This window comes from Xenorhabdus budapestensis (assembly GCF_017743015.1).
Lineage (GTDB): Bacteria > Pseudomonadota > Gammaproteobacteria > Enterobacterales > Enterobacteriaceae > Xenorhabdus > Xenorhabdus budapestensis.
Window position 1 is genome coordinate 875,163 of sequence record NZ_CP072455.1, and the last position, 19,838, is coordinate 895,000.

The 19,838-nt window shown below is 42.8% G+C and carries 18 protein-coding genes and 1 pseudogene; 12 read left to right on the forward strand and 7 right to left on the reverse strand.

Annotation, left to right across the window (positions count from 1 at the left end):
- Window positions 1-3 precede the first annotated feature (3 nt).
- The 5 genes from ribD (at window position 4) to pgpA (ending at window position 3,783) form a co-directional block, all read left to right on the forward strand.
- Window positions 4-1,137, forward strand: coding sequence for a bifunctional diaminohydroxyphosphoribosylaminopyrimidine deaminase/5-amino-6-(5-phosphoribosylamino)uracil reductase RibD (gene ribD, locus HGO23_RS03800; RefSeq protein ID WP_209028010.1), 1,134 nt, complete (start codon window positions 4-6; stop codon window positions 1,135-1,137).
- A gap of 98 nt (window positions 1,138-1,235) precedes the next feature.
- Window positions 1,236-1,706 carry a 6,7-dimethyl-8-ribityllumazine synthase gene (gene ribH / locus HGO23_RS03805; RefSeq protein ID WP_209028011.1) on the forward strand — a complete coding sequence of 157 codons (471 nt, stop codon included), beginning with the start codon at window positions 1,236-1,238 and terminating at the stop codon, window positions 1,704-1,706.
- A gap of 29 nt (window positions 1,707-1,735) precedes the next feature.
- Window positions 1,736-2,152, forward strand: coding sequence for a transcription antitermination factor NusB (gene nusB / locus HGO23_RS03810; RefSeq protein ID WP_099135518.1), 417 nt, complete (start codon window positions 1,736-1,738; stop codon window positions 2,150-2,152).
- 100 nt (window positions 2,153-2,252) lie between these two features.
- Entirely contained in the window at window positions 2,253-3,299 is a 1,047-nt protein-coding gene (thiL, locus tag HGO23_RS03815) for a thiamine-phosphate kinase (RefSeq protein WP_099135517.1), read from the forward strand.
- Entirely contained in the window at window positions 3,292-3,783 is a 492-nt protein-coding gene (gene pgpA, locus HGO23_RS03820; protein WP_209028012.1) for a phosphatidylglycerophosphatase A, read from the forward strand. Before thiL ends, pgpA begins: the two co-directional genes overlap by 8 nt.
- Before the next feature lie 210 nt (window positions 3,784-3,993).
- Here the strand turns inward: pgpA and pcp are convergent, their stop codons facing one another.
- The 4 genes and pseudogenes from pcp to HGO23_RS19555 form a co-directional block, all read right to left on the reverse strand.
- A complete protein-coding gene (gene pcp, locus HGO23_RS03825; RefSeq protein WP_209028013.1) occupies window positions 3,994-4,641 on the reverse strand; it encodes a pyroglutamyl-peptidase I in 648 nt (215 codons plus the stop codon).
- A 78-nt stretch (window positions 4,642-4,719) separates the two neighbouring features.
- Complete coding sequence (locus HGO23_RS03830) at window positions 4,720-5,739, reverse strand: DUF979 domain-containing protein (protein WP_209028690.1); 1,020 nt, start codon at window positions 5,737-5,739, stop codon at window positions 4,720-4,722.
- Window positions 5,736-6,479 (reverse strand): DUF969 domain-containing protein, encoded by a 744-nt coding sequence (locus HGO23_RS03835; RefSeq protein ID WP_209028014.1) that lies wholly within the window; start codon window positions 6,477-6,479, stop codon window positions 5,736-5,738. The genes HGO23_RS03830 and HGO23_RS03835 overlap by 4 nt, the downstream gene beginning before the upstream one ends.
- Before the next feature lie 628 nt (window positions 6,480-7,107).
- Window positions 7,108-7,242 (reverse strand): annotated as a pseudogene (locus HGO23_RS19555) (aminotransferase); the annotation flags it as partial.
- A gap of 58 nt (window positions 7,243-7,300) precedes the next feature.
- On the opposite strand from HGO23_RS19555, the gene HGO23_RS03840 reads away from it, so the two are divergent.
- Window positions 7,301-7,995, forward strand: a protein-coding gene (locus HGO23_RS03840; protein ID WP_209028015.1) for an IS1 family transposase whose coding sequence is annotated in 2 segments (ribosomal slippage) — window positions 7,301-7,556 and window positions 7,556-7,995 — 696 coding nt in all. Because the reading frame shifts where the segments join, the coding sequence is not laid out codon by codon here.
- 541 nt (window positions 7,996-8,536) lie between these two features.
- On the opposite strand, the gene rfaH is transcribed toward HGO23_RS03840, so the two are convergent.
- Window positions 8,537-9,025 carry a transcription/translation regulatory transformer protein RfaH gene (gene rfaH / locus HGO23_RS03845; RefSeq protein ID WP_099135510.1) on the reverse strand — a complete coding sequence of 163 codons (489 nt, stop codon included), beginning with the start codon at window positions 9,023-9,025 and terminating at the stop codon, window positions 8,537-8,539.
- 578 nt (window positions 9,026-9,603) lie between these two features.
- On the opposite strand from rfaH, the gene ubiD reads away from it, so the two are divergent.
- A complete protein-coding gene (gene ubiD / locus HGO23_RS03850) occupies window positions 9,604-11,076 on the forward strand; it encodes a 4-hydroxy-3-polyprenylbenzoate decarboxylase (protein WP_209028016.1) in 1,473 nt (490 codons plus the stop codon).
- Between the two features lie 10 nt (window positions 11,077-11,086).
- Complete coding sequence (fre, locus tag HGO23_RS03855; protein WP_209028017.1) at window positions 11,087-11,788, forward strand: NAD(P)H-flavin reductase; 702 nt, start codon at window positions 11,087-11,089, stop codon at window positions 11,786-11,788.
- Window positions 11,789-12,047: 259 nt separating this feature from the next.
- On the opposite strand, the gene fadA is transcribed toward fre, so the two are convergent.
- Together fadA and fadB are read right to left on the reverse strand one after the other, a co-directional pair.
- On the reverse strand, window positions 12,048-13,211 hold the full coding sequence (gene fadA, locus HGO23_RS03860; RefSeq protein WP_099135507.1) for an acetyl-CoA C-acyltransferase FadA: 1,164 nt from the start codon (window positions 13,209-13,211) through the stop codon (window positions 12,048-12,050).
- 11 nt (window positions 13,212-13,222) lie between these two features.
- Window positions 13,223-15,409, reverse strand: coding sequence for a fatty acid oxidation complex subunit alpha FadB (gene fadB / locus HGO23_RS03865; RefSeq protein WP_099135506.1), 2,187 nt, complete (start codon window positions 15,407-15,409; stop codon window positions 13,223-13,225).
- A 271-nt stretch (window positions 15,410-15,680) separates the two neighbouring features.
- On the opposite strand from fadB, the gene pepQ reads away from it, so the two are divergent.
- Genes pepQ through hemG form a run of 4 tightly spaced genes read left to right on the forward strand, consistent with a single transcriptional unit; the run spans window position 15,681 to window position 19,693 of the window.
- Window positions 15,681-17,015 carry a Xaa-Pro dipeptidase gene (gene pepQ, locus HGO23_RS03870; protein WP_209028018.1) on the forward strand — a complete coding sequence of 445 codons (1,335 nt, stop codon included), beginning with the start codon at window positions 15,681-15,683 and terminating at the stop codon, window positions 17,013-17,015.
- Window positions 17,015-17,626 carry an IMPACT family protein gene (locus tag HGO23_RS03875; RefSeq protein WP_209028019.1) on the forward strand — a complete coding sequence of 204 codons (612 nt, stop codon included), beginning with the start codon at window positions 17,015-17,017 and terminating at the stop codon, window positions 17,624-17,626. The genes pepQ and HGO23_RS03875 overlap by 1 nt, the downstream gene beginning before the upstream one ends.
- 37 nt (window positions 17,627-17,663) lie before the next feature.
- The gene (gene trkH / locus HGO23_RS03880; RefSeq protein ID WP_099135504.1) at window positions 17,664-19,115 is read left to right on the forward strand and encodes a Trk system potassium transporter TrkH; all 1,452 of its coding nucleotides are present in this window, start codon (window positions 17,664-17,666) and stop codon (window positions 19,113-19,115) included.
- Between the two features lie 35 nt (window positions 19,116-19,150).
- Entirely contained in the window at window positions 19,151-19,693 is a 543-nt protein-coding gene (gene hemG, locus HGO23_RS03885) for a menaquinone-dependent protoporphyrinogen IX dehydrogenase (protein WP_209028020.1), read from the forward strand.
- Window positions 19,694-19,838: the final 145 nt, after the last annotated feature.

Consider the following 19,838-nt stretch of genomic DNA (forward strand, 5'->3'; position numbering starts at 1 on the left):
ACTATGACTCTTGATGAAACATATATGTCCCGGGCGCTGGAACTGGCGTATCAGGGGCGTTTTACAACATCTCCGAACCCGAACGTGGGTTGTGTCATCGTCAAAGATGATCAAATAATAGGAGAAGGTTTTCATTTACGTGCGGGCGAACCTCATGCAGAAGTTCATGCTCTTCGCATGGCTGGTAACAAAGCAGAAGGTGCAACGGCCTATGTTACCCTTGAGCCATGCAGCCACCACGGTAAAACGCCTCCTTGTGCTGATGCTTTGATTGCCGCAGGTATAAGTCGTGTTGTGGTGGCAATGCAGGATCCTAATCCACAAGTTGCAGGACGTGGTTTATATAAATTGCAGCAGGCAGGTATTGCGGTTGAGCATGGTTTAATGATGGAACAGGCCGAAATACTGAATAAAGGATTTCTCAAGCGTATGCGCACTGGGTTTCCTTATCTGCAATTAAAGCTGGGAGCTTCATTGGATGGGCGTACTGCATTGGCATCGGGTGAGAGTAAGTGGATCACATCAGCAGAAGCACGGCAGGATGTACAGAAATTGCGGGCACAGTGCAGTGCTATCCTGAGTTCCAGCGCGACGGTATTAGCAGATGACCCTTCACTGACGGTTCGTTGGAATGAACTGGATGCAGAGACCCAGTCTGTTTATCCTCAAGAACTCTTGCGTCAACCGATCCGTATTATTGTGGACAGCCAAAATCGTGTGACGCCACAACATCAAGTTGTTCAGCAACCAGGGCAATATTGGTTAGTGCACACTGACTCGGCAGGTTCTGATAAAGATGAACAGCACTGGACTGAAAATATTGAGCAGGTTGTTGAAAGGATAGTATTGCCGACACACGGTGCTGGTGTTGATTTGGTTCTGCTGATGATGCAGCTTGGCAAACGTCAGATAAATTCGGTCTGGTCTGAATGTGGACCAACGCTGGCAGGTGCGTTGCTGTCTTTGGGCTTGGTGGATGAGCTGATCCTCTATATTGCTCCAAAAGTATTGGGAAACAACGCTCGTGGGCTATTTGTTATCCCTGAACTGCAAAAATTATCGGATGCGCCAGAATTTACACTGATGGATGTAAAACAAGTTGGGCCTGATGTGCGTCTTCGTTTACGACCGCGCTAAGTGCTCTGGTTTAACTTTGAACATAAATCAAGACGCAGAGAAAAAGAATGTGATAAGATCCGCGCCCCTGCGGATATGAATAAGATATAAGGAAGGCTATGAACGTAATCAAAGGTGTTGTTGCAGCTCCTGAAGCCCGTATTACTATTGCAATTGCCCGCTTTAACAACTTCATTAATAACAGCCTGCTGGAAGGGGCCGTGGATGCGCTGGAACGCATCGGTCAGGTTTCTTCAGACAATATCACCGTAGTATGGGTTCCGGGAGCTTATGAGTTGCCGTTGACAGTTAAGACACTGGCTGAATCCAAAAAGTATGATGCGGTTATCGCTTTGGGTACTGTTATCCGTGGCGGTACGGCCCACTTCGAATATGTTGCCGGTGAATGCAGCTCTGGCTTGTCCAGTGTGGCAATGTCCAGCGACATTCCTGTCACATTTGGTGTTCTGACAACCGAAAATATTGAACAGGCAATTGAACGTGCGGGTACTAAAGCGGGCAATAAAGGGGCTGAAGCTGCATTGACCGCATTAGAAATGATTAATGTAATTAAAGCCATCAAGGCTTAAGTTTTTTAGTTTTAATTAAGGGGAATTTTGTGAAACCTGCTGCTCGTCGTCGTGCTCGTGAGTGTGCTGTTCAGGCAATTTATTCATGGCAATTATCCAAAAACAGCATCGCTGATGTTGAATTTCAGTTTCTGTCAGAGCAGGACGTAACTGGTGTCGATGTCACCTATTTCCGTGAATTGCTGTCCGGGGTCGCGGTTAATGCTGCAAAATTGGATGCTTTGATGGCTCCTTATCTTTCCCGCCAGCTTGAAGAGTTAGGTCAGGTGGAAAAAGCCATCTTGCGCGTTGCGATGTTTGAACTAAGCTTTCGTGATGATGTCCCCTACAAAGTGGCTATTAATGAAGGTATCGAATTGGCAAAAACGTTCGGTGCCGAAGATAGTCATAAATTCGTGAATGGGGTATTGGACAAAGCTGGTCCGGTAGCACGTAAAAAAAAGTGATTGCTTGCCAATAGCCCCTATTATAACTCGATGATTTTAAACATGAGGCCGGTTTCCCGGCCTTATGTACACATCGTCAGTCACTTTTTGGAATTCTATTATGGCATGTGGTGAATTTGACCTCATTGCACGTTATTTCAATCGCCATGTTATCCGCCGACGTGATGTGAATCTAGGGATTGGTGATGATTGTGCGCTGATGACCGTTGCAGAAAAGCAAGAGCTGGCAGTGACAACGGATACGTTGGTTTCTGGTATTCATTTTCTTCCTGATATTACACCGGAAGATCTGGCGTATAAGGCTCTGGCTGTCAATATCAGTGATCTGGCTGCGGTAGGAGCAGATCCTGCCTGGGCATCGTTGGCTCTGACTTTGCCGACTATCAATGAGGATTGGTTAAAGCGGTTTAGTGATAGTCTGTTTGAACAACTGAACTATTACGGAATGCAGTTAATTGGTGGAGATACGACCAAAGGTCCGATGAGCCTGACTCTGACTGTACATGGTCTGGTTCCGGCTGGCAGAGCACTACATCGTACCGGTGCCAAAAACGGTGATTGGATTTATGTGACCGGAACTTTGGGTGATAGTGCAGCAGGGCTTGCCTTATTGCAGGATCGCCTGACAATCGAAGAGACAGCAATCCAAAACTGGCTTCTCAAGCGCCATCTCCGCCCACAGCCTCGGGTCTTGCAGGGGCAGGCATTGCGTGGTTTGGCCTCTTCTGCTATCGATTTATCTGATGGCTTAATTTCCGATCTGAATCATATTCTGACTGCCAGCCAGTGTGGTGCGCGTATTAACCTGAATGCATTACCTTATTCTGAGGCGATGCAGAAATATGTTCCGCCAGAACAGGCACTAAGTTTGGCATTAAGTGGTGGTGAAGATTACGAGTTATGCTTTACTGTGCCTGAACTGAACCGTGGTGCATTAAATATGGCTTTGGCTCATACAGGAGCCAGTTTCTGCTGTATCGGGCAGATCAGACCAGAATCAGAAGGTATCCGCTACTTTAACAATAATGAAGAGATTGAGCTGGATCTGAAAGGATTCGACCATTTTAAAACCGAAAAAAAGCCGGTAGAAGATTGTCAGACATCAGAGCATGAAGCGAATGACCAAACGGAGGGAACTCATGGATGATGCAAAATGTCGTTTGAGGATGAGCAATCCGTGGCACTTGCTGGCTACCGGATTCGGCAGTGGTTTATCGCCGATTATTCCGGGCACCATGGGTTCAGTCGTTGCTATCCCATTTTGGTTATTGTTGGTACAGTTACCCCAATGGGGGGTCTGGCTGGCTATTTTGTTGGGCACAATTATTGGCTGTGTTATCTGCCAGAAAGCAGCCGATGCTATGCAGGTTGAAGATCCAGGGTGTGTGGTCTGGGATGAATTCATCGGAATGTGGATCACATTAATGGCGATCCCTGTCCTCAACTGGCAATGGGTTTTAGTGGCTTTTGTGGTATTTCGTATTTTCGATATGTGGAAACCGTGGCCGATTCGCTGGTTTGACCGTTACGTGAAAGGCGGGGTTGGTATTATGCTGGATGATATTATCGCCGCGATTTTTGCCGTGATTGTTATCTGGTTGCTGAATTTATATCAACTATTACCTTTCTGAATCCTTCCATTTTTAGCGTAGTGATAACTGACTGATTAGCCACTGTATGCAGTGGCTAATTTTACTTTTGTACCCTTAATTTTTATACGAACCAGAATATCAAAAAATAAATAATCAAAAATATAAACCGCCTTATAAAATAACAATAATGAAAGACAATAATAGCTCGTTGACTTCAAAAACCATAGGCTATACAACGTAGTGGCAAACTTAATGGGTTGTACCACCTGTCACAACAATATCCGATTTATTTTTCCAGACTATCTCAATAGCTGTTTTCAATGCGATAATCATTGTTTCCAGAGACATACTTGGCATCTCAATATGCTCTGCTGCTTGCTGCGGTAAATAAGGTACATGAATAAATCCTCCACGAACAGCAGGGTATTTATGTGACAGATAATGTAATAAGCCATACATTACATGGTTACAGACAAAAGTACCGGCTGTTTGAGAGACAGAAGCGGGAATACCTGCTGTCTTTAGTTCATTGACTATTGCTTTGATAGGGAGGCTGGAGAAATAAGCCGCAGGGCCTCCGGTAATAACGGGAGTATCAATTGGCTGTTTACCTGCATTATCAGCAATTCTGGCATCGTTGATATTGATTGCGACCCGCTCTACGCTGATATTTGGCCGGCCTCCTGCCAGCCCGACGGAAATCACCATTTCCGGCTGATGCTTATCAATGGCGGCATAAAGTTGTTCCAGTGAAGTATCAAAAATACAGGAGAGTTGCTCAATTTCAATGTTTACATCGGCAATTTGGTTGCCTTGCAGTGGTTTTATCGCTTCCCATGAAGGATTGATGGTTTCGCTCCCAAAAGGCTCAAAACCAGTGATTAAAATTGTTTTCATAGCTGTTTCCTGTCGTTATTTTATAAGTATGTTTTTATAATTAATGTATTTATAACCAATATATTTATAACTAATTGTTTATATGAACATCAAAAAATAGAGCAAAAAAACGTTGTTAATCAGTAAGATACATCCAGTAGGAATTTGCGCCTTAATAACGGCATTTCGATCAGGTAGCTCCAATAGCGCAGCCGGGACGAGATTAAAATTTGCTGCCATTGGTGTCATCAACGTACCACAATAGCCGGAAAACATCCCGATTGCTGCCATCACTGCCGGATTGCCACCATGTTGCAAGATCAGAATAGGAATACCAATCCCCGCCGTCACAATAGGAAAAGCAGCAAAAGCATTTCCCATGATCATGGTTAGTAATGCCATGCAAAATACATAAGCCATTACAGCGATAAATCGGTTATCGACAGCCAGATAACTCTCCGTCAGATGGGAAATAATTGTGCCCACTCCTGCGGCAGTAAACAGTAATCCGAGAGTTGCCAGAACTTGCGGTAAAATAAACACACAGCCGATAGAATCCAACAATCGGCGAGTTTCTTGCATAGGCTGCATGATTTTTTCGTGGGTGATATATATGGCGATGACCAATGCGATCAGACAGCCAAGGCTAATAGAAAACAGTGTAGCCAGCGTCGTATGATTACTTTCGCCAAAAATGGCTCGTTCTAATCCTGAGACATGATTAAACAGCAAAACGCCAATCATAGTGACAACGGGAATAAGCAGAGCGGGTAAAAATAAGCGATTGCCGAGACGAGCTGCACTTTCCTGCCGCTGTTTCGGTGTAGGTTGGTGGTAGTTACCTAAACGTACTCCGCCAAACCCTGCGAGCAGAGCCATTACAACCACCAGAATTCCCACTCCGATATGGATAATTCTTGTTGCATGAGTTTCGTCGCTGATCCGGATCTCTATCAGACGGTAGCTCCAGTCTCCCAATAGAAAAATAAAGCCATAAAGTCCCCAAAACAGGCCGGTAGTCAAGCGACGGGGATTAGTTTTATCGCGCCAGGACATCACAGTAACAATAAGTAAAATAGCACCAGCTAAGTAGTAGAGATACTGTAATTGAAACATTATCTTACCTCCTTACTGGCCTGCTTTATAGGATTTAAAGGTGCGTGATTCAGGGAAGCAATTTCTTTGGCAAGCCTGCTATCAAGGCGATATAGCCTAACTGAATGGATTAGAAAAGCGCAAATAGCGGTCGGAATGCCCCACATGGCGATATGCAGAGGTTCAGTCTGGATGCCAGCGGAGTTCAGCATAAAATTGTGCATAAATATAATGGCACCGAACGCGACAAAGATATCTTCACCGAAAAATAATCCGGTATTATCCGTTGCAGCGGCCATAGCACGGATCCGGTAACGGACATGGTCAGGCAAATCACCATATTGATTCTTGGCAGCCCCTTCTGCCATAGGTGCCAACAGTGGACGAACCATTTGTGGATGCCCACCCAGACTGGTTAATCCCAGAGCAGCAGAGGTTTCACGTACAAATAAATAGATGATCAATAGACGTCCTGCTGTGGCGCTTTTGATATGGGAAATTGTGCGTTGGGCTTGTTCTTTTAACCCATGCCTTTCCAGCAGGCCGATGATGACTAAGGGCAGTAAAATAATCAGCGGTAGATTCAGTGTATTAAGAAACCCGGAGCCGAGTTTTTCCAGAATATCGAGGATTGGCATACCGGCGGCTAACCCAGTAACCAGCCCTGCAATTGTTACAATCAAAACAGGATTGAACTTCAGAATAAAGCCGACCATGATGACTGCGATCCCAATTAAGGGCCAGAAATTGATTGTGTACTGCATCTTCTACTTCCCCTTTAGATAAATGAAGTGCTGTTCTATTGTCGGTTTAAATTGCATGGATTGTTATCTTATTGTTTTTAAATTGTTGAACAATAAATAGGTTGTGATCAAAGAATGATCAATGCAAATTTGCATCAGATTGCAAAAATGGAATGCAGATCACTTGTTGGTTGAAAAACAGTTTATTTAATGACGCTATTTTGCTAGCTGGCGAGAAGTAAAATATCTGATTGGCAGAAAAGATCTTGAATAATAGAAGAAATATATTCTTAATGAAAATAAAGATATTTTGGGGGTAAAAGAGAAATGAGCTTATTTTATCATAAATAAGATTAATATCCGTGACATTACACGGACATTCAATATTGATACTAGTACTGTTGCGTATGTTTAGAAATTCTTGCTGTAATATAGAGCGATAACTTAGTCTGACTACCTTCTGTTGTGAGTATTACCAATATCTGAAATTCAAATGAAAATACGGCTTTCAGGTTGTAAAAACCTTTCTGGTACTCTACCACTTTAGTTTTATACAAAAATCACTGAAACTAATAACCTGAAATTTTTCACAAGAAAAGTTTCAGGTATGTTAATAGAATTAAAACAGAGCTAATAACACTTTGTCTTTTTATTTTATGGGAGCTAACTCAGATAAACCTGCGATTACTTTTTCAAGGTATTGGCGGGGGCAGCCTAAATTAATTCGGATAAATCCTTTTCCTTTATCATCAAAACTACATCCCATTGAAACAGCTATTTGGGCTGGCATGTATTAAATAGTTAGTTGTTGTGATATGCTTCCCGCCTTTTAAGGGTAAAGCATGACCAAAGTTGACATCTATTGCCGTTATTGTCACAAATCAGAACAGGTCAAAGGACATGGAAAAGGGAATGGCGGACATCCTCGTTATCGTTGCTATACCTGCTGTAAGGTTTTTCAGTTGGAATACACTTATCAAGCCTGCAAACCCGGCGTTAAAGAGCAGATTGTCGACATAGCGATGAATAACGGGGGAATTCGTGACACCGCTCGAATCCTGAAAGTCGCAACAGCCACCGTCATGAAAACGTTAAAAACCTCACGCCCCGAAACGTAACGACGCTGCCCCTTGATGGAAATAACATTCAGCTTATCGGTGAAATAGACGAGCAATGGTCATTTGTGGGGAACAAGAAAAATCAACGCTGGTTTTGGTATGTTTGGGAGTCCCGCCTAAAACGAATAGTGGCCCATGTTTTTGGCGATCGCAGTAGAAAAACGTTAGACAAGCTACTTGCTCTCTTATCGCCCTTTAATATTCGGTTTTACTGCACAGATGATTATGTTGTTTATGATAACCTTCCCGAGGAAGATCACCTGACTGGAAAGACGTTTACTCAGCGTATAGAGAGAACGAATTTAACTCAGCATACTCGAGTAAAAAGACTGAATAGAAAAACTATCAGTTATTCAAAATCCGAAGAAGTGCACGATAAGGTGATAGGGACTTTTATTGAGCGTGAGTACTATTTTTGATATTCAATCTAATTAGTTAATACATGACCAACTAATTCATTTTAGATGGAATGTGAGAAGAGCTTATTATTCATGTAACAGGTTTCATGAGGTGTGAAAATGTGACTTTTGTCGTGATTTTTTATCTTGCTTATTGCCGGGTAAGTAAAGATATCGTTGTCATGACTCTCCTGGAGTGAATAGCCAAATATCACAGACTGAGAGTCTCCAATTACAACTATACCCCATGGATTTCAAGATGCAGCGAGGCGGAAAGGGAACGACAAATTCGTCGGGAACGAATTTGCCCAGTCAAAGGCTGGCCTCCGGTGAGAGGCAGGAGCCTCTCATTATCCCCGGGAGCATAGATAACCGTATGTTTATAAAAACGGTAACTGGGGTGAGTGAACGCAGCCAATAAAGCTGCAACTTGAAAGACGGCGGGTATATATTTGGCAGTGTACTTTAGCTGTGTCTTAATGCTTAACGAGAAAAACCGTCACAAATATCCCTTACTCAAAAATAAGGGTTTTCATGACGGTCTGAGAAGAATTCAGTTGAATCAGACTTTAATGAACTGTTTATTATTCAATACTTTGGATACTTCTTTATTGAGAATATTCAACAGAAGAATTGAACGAGTTTCTCCGTCCGGCTCATCATAAATTGCTTGGATTCCTTCGAAAATTCCTTCAGTAATCAATACAGTGTCGCCAGAAATAGGGGTTTCTGGCGCGGTAAATTCCTGTTCGGTTGCGTTCATCAATTCATCGATTAATTGTTGTGGAACAATAGCTGGGTACGTACTGAAGCGGATAAAATGATTGACTCCGCGTGTTGAATTGACGGTAGTGGTATGAATAACCTCTGGATCAAAATTCACAAAGAGGTAGTTCGGAAAGAGGGGTTCGGTTACGGTTGTCCTTTTACCCCGAACAATTTTTTCAATTTTGGCTGTGGGTGTCAGGCAAATAACATCCTGTCGCTCCAGGTTTTCTATTGCCCGGGAGATTTGCCCGCGTTTACAGTAAATAAGATACCAATTTCCCATAATATTCCGACTCCATTACACAATGTACTTAGCATAACAAAACCGATATACCAGGATCATCTATAAAGTGAAGAATAACAAAACTGATATACAAGGATCACCTATAAAGTGAAAACGCGTTTAGGAAAAAAACATGGTTTTATAGCCAGTAGGTGTTTCTTGCCAGTAAAAGTTCATGTTTTATAGCATCTAACTGTATATTGACCACTTTTATGTATGCTTATGAATTTATTTTATTTTTGCAGATGAAATTAATAAGGATTTACTATTCAAATCAATTGAATTATATCAATAGGTATATTGAAGAAATACATGCTAAAAGAATAGCACTATTTTTAGTGATAGTTTTAGTGACAGAAATAGAAGGTTTAAAATCTTTCAGCATAATGAAGAGTTTTCTGAACAATTTGATAAACAGGTATGGGGCCTGGGTAATGTTTCATTGTATCTCAGCAACCTAATCCACAAGACTACAATAAACTCATTGATTTTTAGTAGGTTATGAGTTTACCTTGTAACCTTTATGGGAGGGCTTATAATGTTTCCTCCCTCCTTGCAAATCGGCACAATTGAATAATATGAAATACCGAGATCTACGAGACTTTCTTTCCCAACTGGAGCAATCTGGTGAATTAAAACGAATTCGTATGGAAGTTGATCCTTATCTGGAAATGACAGAAATCGCGGATCGTACTCTTCGTGCCGGTGGCCCTGCTTTGTTGTTTGAAAATCCAAAAGGATATTCAATGCCGGTTTTATGTAATCTGTTTGGTACTCCTAAACGGGTTGCGATGGGAATGGGGCAGGATGATGTTAAGGCATTGCACGATGTTGGCAACTTATTGGCTTTCCTTAAAGAGCCTGAGCCACCGAAAGGTTTTCGTGACCTAGTAGATAAGCTGCCAAAATTCAAACAAGTTTTGAATATGCCAACTAAGCGCCTTAGTTCTGCGCCTTGTCAGGAACAGGTCTGGGAGGGGGATGAAGTTGATTTGACCCGTATTCCTGTGATGCACTGTTGGCCTGAAGATGCGGCTCCTCTGATAACATGGGGGCTGACTGTAACCAAAGGGCCAAATAAAGAGCGTCAGAATCTGGGTATCTATCGCCAGCAGGTTTTGGGGAAAAATAAACTTATCATGCGGTGGTTATCACACCGTGGTGGTGCGCTTGATTTTCAGGAATGGTGTCAGGCACATCCAGATGAGCGATTCCCTGTTGCTGTTGCACTGGGAGCTGATCCTGCCACAATCTTGGGAGCTGTCACTCCTATCCCTGATACGTTGTCTGAATATGCTTTTGCCGGGCTGTTACGTGGGCATAAAACAGAAGTGGTGAAATGTTTATCTAATGACTTAGAAGTGCCTGCGAGTGCTGAAATTATCCTTGAAGGGTATATTGAACCAGGTGAAATGGCACCAGAAGGGCCATATGGAGACCACACGGGTTATTATAATGAAGTAGATATGTTCCCGGTATTGACCGTCACACATATTACTCAGCGCCGTGATGCCATCTATCATTCCACTTATACAGGGCGTCCACCAGATGAACCCGCTGTATTGGGGGTGGCATTGAATGAAGTGCTAGTACCAATTCTACAAAAGCAATTTCCTGAAATTGTTGATTTTTATCTACCACCGGAAGGGTGTTCTTATCGGCTTGCTGTCGTTACGATGAAAAAACAATATGCAGGGCATGCCAAGCGAGTCATGATGGGGGTCTGGTCATATCTGCGACAATTTATGTACACAAAATTTGTTATTGTCTGTGATGATGATATTAATGCGCGAGATTGGAATGATGTCATCTGGGCAATAACGACGCGAATGGATCCGCAACGGGATACTGTATTAATGGAAAATACACCAATCGACTATCTCGATTTTGCATCGCCGGTTTCTGGGCTTGGCTCAAAAATGGGATTGGATGCAACAAATAAATGGCCGGAAGAGACACAAAGGGAGTGGGGGCGTCCGATAGTCATGAGTGATGAAATCCGGGCCCGTGTCGATGAGATTTGGGATCAATTAGATATTTTGAAGCGATAAGAGGGAACGCATGACAACACTAAGCTGTAAAATAACATCGGTTGACTCCATTACAGATACAGTTTATCGGGTTCATTTATTACCTGATTCGCCTTTTTCTTTTCGTGCAGGGCAATACCTTATGGTAGTTATGGATGAGCGGGATAAACGTCCTTTCTCCATGGCATCGCCACCATCAGAAAAACAGACGATTGAATTGCATATAGGTGCTTCTGAATTAAATCTATACGCAATGGCGGTGATGGACAGGATCCTGGATCAGAAAGTTATTGATATTGATATTCCACACGGGAAAGCATGGTTTCGTGAAGATAGTAAAAAACCGATGCTATTGGTTGCAGGAGGAACAGGGTTTTCTTATACCCGTTCTATCTTACTGGCCGCATTAGAAAAAGATCCTAATCGCGAGATTGCAATTTACTGGGGTGGCCGCGAATTGCAGCATCTCTACGATTTAGGAGAATTGCAGGCACTAAGTGAATGTTATCCTAATTTAACTGTTGTTCCTGTAGTTGAACAAATTGATGAGAATTGGCATGGAAGAATGGGGACTGTACTAAGTGCTGTTATGGAGGATTTTGGCAGTTTGGCCCCGTATGATATCTATATAGCAGGCCGTTTTGAAATGGCCAAAATTGCCCGTGAACGGTTTTGTAGTGAACGTGATGCTTGCATTGATCACATGTATGGTGATGCATTCGAGTTTATTTGAGCCAATCGTCATACACTTCACTTTTCAGGTGTCTTATTGGCACGAGCATTAACCCCAGTTACATGGTTAGCTATGCTTCTGGGGAATCATCTAATTACTACCTTGATACAACCTGAACTCTATCAAATATAAAAAATAAAAAAACCCGCCCCTGACAGGCGGGAAACTACGGCAACAACTTATTAGAGTGATGCAATAGATAAGACAGACAAGGGGAAAATACTTACATAATTGTCAGATAACTCCAATAACTCAACAATTAGACTTTTTCAACAATCGTGGCAATGCCTTGGCCCAGCCCTATACACATCGTTGCCAACCCGAATTGGACATCTTTACGCTCCATTAAGTTCAGCAAGGTTGTAGTGATACGAGCACCAGAGCAACCCAATGGGTGACCGAGAGCAATAGCACCACCATTCAGGTTGATTCTGTCGTCCATGCTATCCAGCAATTTCAGACCCTTCATACAGGCCAGAGATTGAGCTGCAAATGCTTCGTTTAACTCAATCATGCCAATATCTGAAAGGTTTAAGTTTGCTTTTTTCAATGCCATTTGTGTCGCAGGTACAGGACCATAACCCATGATAGAAGGATCACAACCGACAACTGCCATTGAACGGATACGGGCACGGGGTTTTAGCCCTAATTCACGAGCTTTACTTTCACTCATGATCAACATCGCAGATGCACCATCTGAAAGTGCGGAAGAGTTGCCGGCGGTCACACTGCCTGTGACAGGATCAAAGACGGGACGCAGGGCAGCCAAATCTTTCAGGTTAGTATCGGGGCGGATCACTTCATCAAAATCGATGAGTTTCAGATTACCATCAGCGTCATGGCCTTGGATTGGTGCGATTTCACCAGCAAAGGCTTTTGACTCTGTTGCTTGTGCAGCGCGCTGGTGTGAACGCATGGCGAATTCATCCTGCATTTCGCGGCTGATACCGTGCATTTTCGCCAGCATTTCAGCGGTCAAACCCATCACACCAGCTGCTTTTGCTACATTACGGCTTAATTTAGGATGGAAATCGACACCATGAGTCATCGGTACATGTCCCATATGTTCAACACCACCAATCAATGCAATGTTGGCATCCCCCGTCATGATCATGCGGGCACCATCGTGTAACGATTGCATTGAAGAGCCGCACAGACGGTTTACTGTAAAAGCAGGAACTGAGTGAGGGAGCCCGGCCAGTAAGGCGGCGTTACGGGCAATATTGAAGCCTTGTTCCAGTGTTTGTTGTACACAGCCCCAAGAAATATCGTCGATATGTTCAGGTGGTACTGACGGATTGCGCTTGAGTATCGATTTCATCAAATGTGCAGAGAGATCTTCGGCACGGATCTGACGGAATACTCCACCTTTTGAGCGCCCCATAGGGGTACGGATACCATCAATAATGACTACGTTTTCCATGTTTTCAGACCTCACGCTGTTTCACCGGGATTAACAGCAAGTTTTGCTGCGGCAGGGTAGTAACTTTCATTGCTCTCAGCTTTTGCTTTCAGACCGGCTGGAACTTGGTAAAGTGCGCCTAAATGAGCATAATTTTCAGCCAGTTTCACATAAGCAGCGGTTCCCATCGTATCCAAATAGCGGAAAATACCACCGTGGAATGGAGGGAAGCCTAAACCGTAAACCAGTGCCATATCTGCTTCCGCAGGGCTGGCAATAACACCTTCTTCCAGGCAGCGAACCACCTCGTTAATCATTGGGATCATGGTCCGGGCAATGATCTCTTCGCCAGAGAAAGTCTGTTTAGGTTGACTAACGTCTGCTAGTAATTGATCTGTGGTTTCGTCTTGCTCTTTTTTCGGTTTGCCTTTTTTGTCTTGGGTGTATTTATAGAAACCAACACCATTTTTCTGACCATAACGTTGGTTTTCAAACAATACATCAATGGCATCCCGGTAATCGCGGCTCATACGGTCAGGGAAACCTTGCGCCATAACACTCTGGGCATGGTGAGCAGTATCGATACCAACAACATCAATGAGGTAAGCAGGACCCATTGGCCAGCCAAATTCTTTTTCCATGATTTTGTCGATTTGACGGAAATCACCGCCATCGCGCAATAACATGCCGAAGCCGGCCAGATAAGGGAACAGGACACGGTTTACGAAAAATCCAGGGCAGTCATTGACAACGATTGGCGTTTTACCCATTTTGCTGGCGTAAGCGACAACAGTAGAAATCGTTTTATCTGATGTTTTTTCCCCACGAATGATCTCAACCAATGGCATACGGTGAACTGGGTTGAAGAAGTGCATACCACAGAAATTTTCTGGCCGTTTTAGGGATTTTGCTAGTTCAGTGATTGGAATTGTGGAGGTGTTAGATGCCAGAATGCAGTCATCATTAATATGGGATTCTGTTTCTGCTAGAACTGCGGCTTTAATTTTCGGATTTTCAACGACGGCTTCAACAACAACTTGTGACTGCTCAATGCCAGCATAATTCAGAGTTGGTTGAATGGATGACAGCATTTTAGCCATCTTCATCGCATCCAGACGTCCGCGTTCAAATTGCTTATTCAACAGTTTAGCCGCTTCATTAATACCTAAATCCAGCGCTTTCTGATTAATATCTTTCATCAGCACTGGAACACCCTTACGTGCTGATTGGTAAGCGATGCCGCCTCCCATAATGCCTGCACCCAGAACGGCTGCGTGCTGAGGAGTGGAGACTTCTTTCAGATGTTTTTTTGCCAGACTTTTTACATATTGGTCATTCAGGAAAATGCCGACTAAAGCGCGAGCAACAGAAGTGTGTGCTAATGCAACAAAACTCTCGCTTTCCAGTTTCAATGCTTCATCACGACCCAATGTGGCAGCTTTCTCAATGGTTTTCACGGCAGTAATTGGAGCAGGATAATGAGGGCCTGCAACTTTCATTACCATACCTTTTGCCACGGTGAAGCTCATAGTGCGCTCAACTTCGTTGAGGCTCAGTGGTGACAGCTTAGGCTGGCGGGCAGCTTTCCAGTCCAAGTCACCTTTGATGGCTTGTTCCAAAATAGAAACAGCAGCATCAATAAGTTTTTCAGCAGGGACAACCGCATCCACTAAACCGTTTTTCAGTGCTTCTTCTGCACTGATATCTTTGCCTGCGGTAATAATCTCAAGGGCGTTGTCAGTACCAATTAGGCGTGGCATACGGACGGAGCCACCGAAGCCCGGCATAATACCTAGTTTAGTTTCTGGCAAACCAATTCGAAGATCTGGTGACGCAATACGAAAATCAGTGGCAAGTACTAGCTCACAACCGCCGCCAAGCGCATACCCATTGATTGCGGAGATTGTTGGAACAGGAAGATCTTCAATTCGGTTGAAAATATTGTTAGCGAGATTCAGCAGTTCATGAAGTTTTTCTGCTGGTGCGCTGAATAAGGATAAAAATTCTGTAATATCTGCACCAACAATAAAGGCTTGTTTTTCAGAACGTATTAACAATCCTTTTAATTTAGATTGTTGCTCAAGGGTAGCAACGGCTTTATCTAGTGATGTAACAGTTTTTGTGTCTAATTTATTAATTGCAGCTGGCGCATTGAAGATCAGTTCTGCAATGCCATCTTTCAGCCAGTTTACTTGAATAGTTTCACTTAGGTAGAGCATGTCATTCTCCTCAATGAGTGCATACCATCTGGTATGACCAGATGTGGTTGATTGTGATTAGTGTGTTAAGTGAATGCAAATCAATGATTAATTTTTTGTAGGGCGGATCACAGGTAAGATTTATGATGGGTAGTGATATTTTTTATTATTGCATTGAAAAATATAAATATTATCAGTTAATTCCTATGAAATGGATTTTCTGCTATGACACTAAAAAAAAGGAATTGTGATAAAATTTAAATTCCGGCCAGATAACTTAAAGGCTAATAAAATGGAAAAGTTGGCATCTCTGTACCAAGAACATATTAAAATATTGCAAAAACGTGCCAGAGAAATATTGGCACGTAGCCAGTTAGACGCCCTGCTTATTCACTCTGGTGAGTTATTACGAGTGTTTCTTGATGATAGCCATTATCCTTTCAAGGCAAATGCGCATTTTAAAGCATGGGTTCCTGTAACCAATGTACCGAATTGCTGGTTATGGATCGATGGTACTAATAAACCCAAGCTATGGTTTTACTCCCCGGTGGATTATTGGCACAGTGTGGAGCCGTTGCCTCATGGTTATTGGACTGAAGAAGTAGACATGATTCATTTGGCTAAGGCTGATGATATCAAAACTGCACTGAATGGGTTACCAAAACAACACACGGCATATATCGGTGAGCAAGTTGAACGTGCAAAATCTCTGGGGCTCCTCAATCAAAATATCAACCCTAAAGTGGTTTTAGATTATTTAAGCTACCATCGTTCATATAAAACCGATTATGAACTGGCTTGTATGCGTGAAGCGCAGAAAACGGCTGTTAATGGTCATATGGCTGCACATGATGCATTTCTATCGGGTGTCAGTGAATTCGAAATCAATATGTTCTACTTAATAGCAACAGGCCACCGTGATACTGATGTACCTTATAATAATATTATTGCCTTGAATGAAAATGCGGCAGTTTTGCATTACACAAAGTTACAACAGACCGTACCTTCTGAAATGCGTAGTTTTTTGATTGATGCCGGGGCGGAATATAATGGCTACGCAGCGGATATCACCCGAACTTATGCAGCAAAATCCAACAGCGAATTCTCCGCTCTGATTAAAGGATTGAATGATGAGCAGCAGGCGATTATAGCCACGATTAAAGCTGGTGGTCGATACACCGATTACCATATTAATATGCATCATCGTATAGCCAAACTGCTGAAAAAACACGATATCATTACTGGAATTAGTGAAGAAGTCATGGTTGAAAAAGGCCTAACTACGCCATTTTTCCCACATGGACTTGGTCATCAACTTGGCTTACAGGTGCATGATTCTGCAGGGTTTATGCAGGATGATAGCGGAACTCATTTGGCTGCGCCGGAAATGTATTCTTACCTGCGTTGTACACGTATTTTAGAGCCGGGAATGGTTTTGACCATTGAGCCGGGTCTTTATTTCATTGAAACTTTATTGACGCCTTGGCGTGAAAGTGAATACAGCAAACATTTCGATTGGAAAAAAATCGATATGCTTAAGCTTTATGGCGGTATTCGCATTGAGGATAATATCGTTATTCACGATGGAAGAATTGAAAATATGACCAGAGATTTGCAGTTGTCGTAATGAAGCCTTATTTAATCCCTGCGGCTTCAGTTAGTTTTACTGAAGAAATAAAGAAAAGTCGTTTTATTACCCTGTTGGAACATACCAGCGGGGTAGATGAGGCAAAAGCAATTATCCAAGGTATCAAGGAACAATATCCTGATGCCCGGCATCACTGCTGGGCTTTTGTCGCAGGTGCGCCTGATGACTCTCAGCAATTAGGGTTTTCAGATGACGGAGAGCCTACCGGAACTGCGGGTAAGCCGATGATTGCACAATTAATAGGAAGTGGCTTAGGAGAGATCACCGCAGTATCAGTTCGTTATTTTGGTGGTATCAAGCTTGGTACAGGTGGGTTGGTGAAAGCCTATGGCAATGGCGTTCAGCAGGCACTTAAACTATTGGAAAAAAAGTATAAAGTGCCGCAAAAACTGTATCAGATACAGTGTGAATATGCACAAATTTCCATGGTGGAACAATTGTTACAGCAATTTTCAGGGCAAGTGCTCGCTAGTGTGTACACTGAAAATGTTACATTACAAATATCATTACCTGCTACTCTTGCAGAGGAAATAGGTAATAGACTACGTGATTTAAGTCGCGGCACTCTGTTTTTAACGTCAAAAAAATAACTATCTTGTAATACCGGATTTCAAAGGAACCTGCTGAATGCATTTTCGCACCATAACTCGTATTGTCGGGCTACTTGTTATTATTTTCTCTGTCACAATGATTATTCCGGGGTTGGTGGCATTGATTTACCGAGATGGTGCAGGCAGAGCTTTCAGTCAGACATTCATCTTTGCGCTCTTTATTGGTTTAATACTATGGATACCTAATCGGGAACAAAAACATGAATTGAAACCTAAAGAGGGTTTCCTAATTGTTGTTTTGTTCTGGACAGTATTGGGCAGTGTTGGAGCATTACCTTTTATTTTCTCTGAAAAACCTAACCTTTCGGTTACAGATGCTTTTTTTGAATCCTTTTCTGGCCTGACAACAACAGGGGCGACGACGCTTGTTGGTCTTGATTCTCTTCCTAAGGCAATTCTCTTTTATCGGCAAATGCTGCAATGGTTGGGGGGAATGGGAATTATTGTATTGGCTGTTGCGATCCTGCCTTTATTGGGAGTCGGTGGAATGCAGCTTTATCGGGCTGAAATGCCGGGACCGTTAAAAGATAATAAAATGCGTCCTCGTATTGCGGAAACAGCTAAGACCCTTTGGCTGATTTATGTTTTATTGACCATTGCCTGTACTATTGCACTATGGGCAGCAGGAATGTCGGTTTTTGATGCGATTTCTCATAGCTTTTCTACCATTGCAATCGGTGGTTTTTCAACACACGATGCCAGTGTGGGATTTTTCAATAATCCGACAATTAATACTATTATTGCGATTTTTTTGCTGATTTCCGGTTGTAACTTCGGCCTGCATTTTGCTGTGCTTTCCGGGCGAAGTCTGACAGTCTACTGGCGTGACCCTGAATTTCGCATGTTTATCAGTATCCAGTTGGCATTAGTCGTACTGTGTACACTGGTTTTATGGCAGCATTCTGTTTATGAATCCAAATTAAATGCACTTAATCATGCTTTCTTCCAGGTTGTTTCAATGGCAACGACGGCTGGGTTTACAACAGACAGTTTTGCCAAATGGCCTCTGTTTCTGCCGTTTCTACTATTATGCTCTGCATTTATTGGTGGATGTGCCGGATCAACTGGTGGTGGTTTGAAAGTCATCCGTATTTTACTCTTATTTCTACAAGGCTCCCGCGAACTGAAACGTCTGGTGCATCCGAACGCGGTATATACTATTAAATTGGGACGTCGGGCATTGCCGGAAAAAATTATTGAAGCAGTCTGGGGTTTTTTCTCCGCTTACGCATTGGTTTTCATCATTAGTATGTTGCTACTGATAGCAACGGGTGTTGATGAGTTCTCTGCCTTTTCAGCTATTGCCGCAACATTGAATAACCTGGGGCCAGGGTTGGGAACCGTAGCGGATAACTTCACTACGATGAATCCCACAGCCAAGTGGATATTGGTAGTTACGATGTTGTTCGGACGGTTGGAAGTTTTCACTTTATTAGTCCTATTCACACCAACTTTCTGGCGCGACTAGTTATGAGATGATTCGTTATTTAAAAGGACGTATCTATGAACTACTTACTGCTCTATTCCACACAGGATGGACAGACTAAGAAAATTATTACTCGTATCGCGGAAAATATTCGTCGTGCGGGTATAGGATGTGATTTAAGGGATCTTGCTACAGTTAAGCACATGAATTTAGCTCCTTACCATAAAGTGATGGTAGGAGCTTCAATACACTATGGTCACTTTAATTCTGCGTTGTATAAGTTTGTCACGAGCCATCAAAAGCAATTGAATCAACTGCCGACAGCATTCTTTAGTGTCAATTTAACCGCGAGAAAACCAGGAAAAAATACACCGGAAACGAATGCCTATTTACGCAAGTTCTTGACAAAAAGCCCGTGGAAGCCAGATTTGTGTGATGTTTTTGCAGGAGCTTTATTTTATCCCCGTTATCATTGGTTTGATCGCATCATGATTCAATTCATTATGCGTATGACGGGAGGAGAAACGGATACAACCAAAGAGATTGAATACACCGATTGGGATAAAGTAGATCATTTTTCAAAGATGTTTTTACAGTTAGCGTGTCAAAAAGCGCCTTAAAAGCAATCTATTCGCTGATTGTTGCGTCGTTTTGTTGAAAAAAAACGCGAACAGAAAAAAAATGCAAAAAAACTATTGTCAGCACCGGAAAACGCCCTATAATGCGCCCCCACTGACCGACGCTGAGCTGAAACACACCGCGCCG

What these genes read in the sequence shown, in the direction of transcription:
- rfaH (WP_099135510.1), bottom strand. Translation starts at nt 9,025, where the DNA reads ATGGGAAATTGGTATCTTATTTACTGTAAACGCGGGCAAATCTCCCGG.
- ubiD (WP_209028016.1), top strand. Translation starts at nt 9,604, where the DNA reads ATGAAATACCGAGATCTACGAGACTTTCTTTCCCAACTGGAGCAATCT.
- pcp (WP_209028013.1), bottom strand. Translation starts at nt 4,641, where the DNA reads ATGAAAACAATTTTAATCACTGGTTTTGAGCCTTTTGGGAGCGAAACC.
- pepQ (WP_209028018.1), top strand. Translation starts at nt 15,681, where the DNA reads ATGGAAAAGTTGGCATCTCTGTACCAAGAACATATTAAAATATTGCAA.
- fre (WP_209028017.1), top strand. Translation starts at nt 11,087, where the DNA reads ATGACAACACTAAGCTGTAAAATAACATCGGTTGACTCCATTACAGAT.
- fadA (WP_099135507.1), bottom strand. Translation starts at nt 13,211, where the DNA reads ATGGAAAACGTAGTCATTATTGATGGTATCCGTACCCCTATGGGGCGC.
- pgpA (WP_209028012.1), top strand. Translation starts at nt 3,292, where the DNA reads ATGGATGATGCAAAATGTCGTTTGAGGATGAGCAATCCGTGGCACTTG.
- HGO23_RS03875 (WP_209028019.1), top strand. Translation starts at nt 17,015, where the DNA reads ATGAAGCCTTATTTAATCCCTGCGGCTTCAGTTAGTTTTACTGAAGAA.
- hemG (WP_209028020.1), top strand. Translation starts at nt 19,151, where the DNA reads ATGAACTACTTACTGCTCTATTCCACACAGGATGGACAGACTAAGAAA.
- ribH (WP_209028011.1), top strand. Translation starts at nt 1,236, where the DNA reads ATGAACGTAATCAAAGGTGTTGTTGCAGCTCCTGAAGCCCGTATTACT.
- ribD (WP_209028010.1), top strand. Translation starts at nt 4, where the DNA reads ATGACTCTTGATGAAACATATATGTCCCGGGCGCTGGAACTGGCGTAT.
- thiL (WP_099135517.1), top strand. Translation starts at nt 2,253, where the DNA reads ATGGCATGTGGTGAATTTGACCTCATTGCACGTTATTTCAATCGCCAT.
- HGO23_RS03835 (WP_209028014.1), bottom strand. Translation starts at nt 6,479, where the DNA reads ATGCAGTACACAATCAATTTCTGGCCCTTAATTGGGATCGCAGTCATC.
- fadB (WP_099135506.1), bottom strand. Translation starts at nt 15,409, where the DNA reads ATGCTCTACCTAAGTGAAACTATTCAAGTAAACTGGCTGAAAGATGGC.
- trkH (WP_099135504.1), top strand. Translation starts at nt 17,664, where the DNA reads ATGCATTTTCGCACCATAACTCGTATTGTCGGGCTACTTGTTATTATT.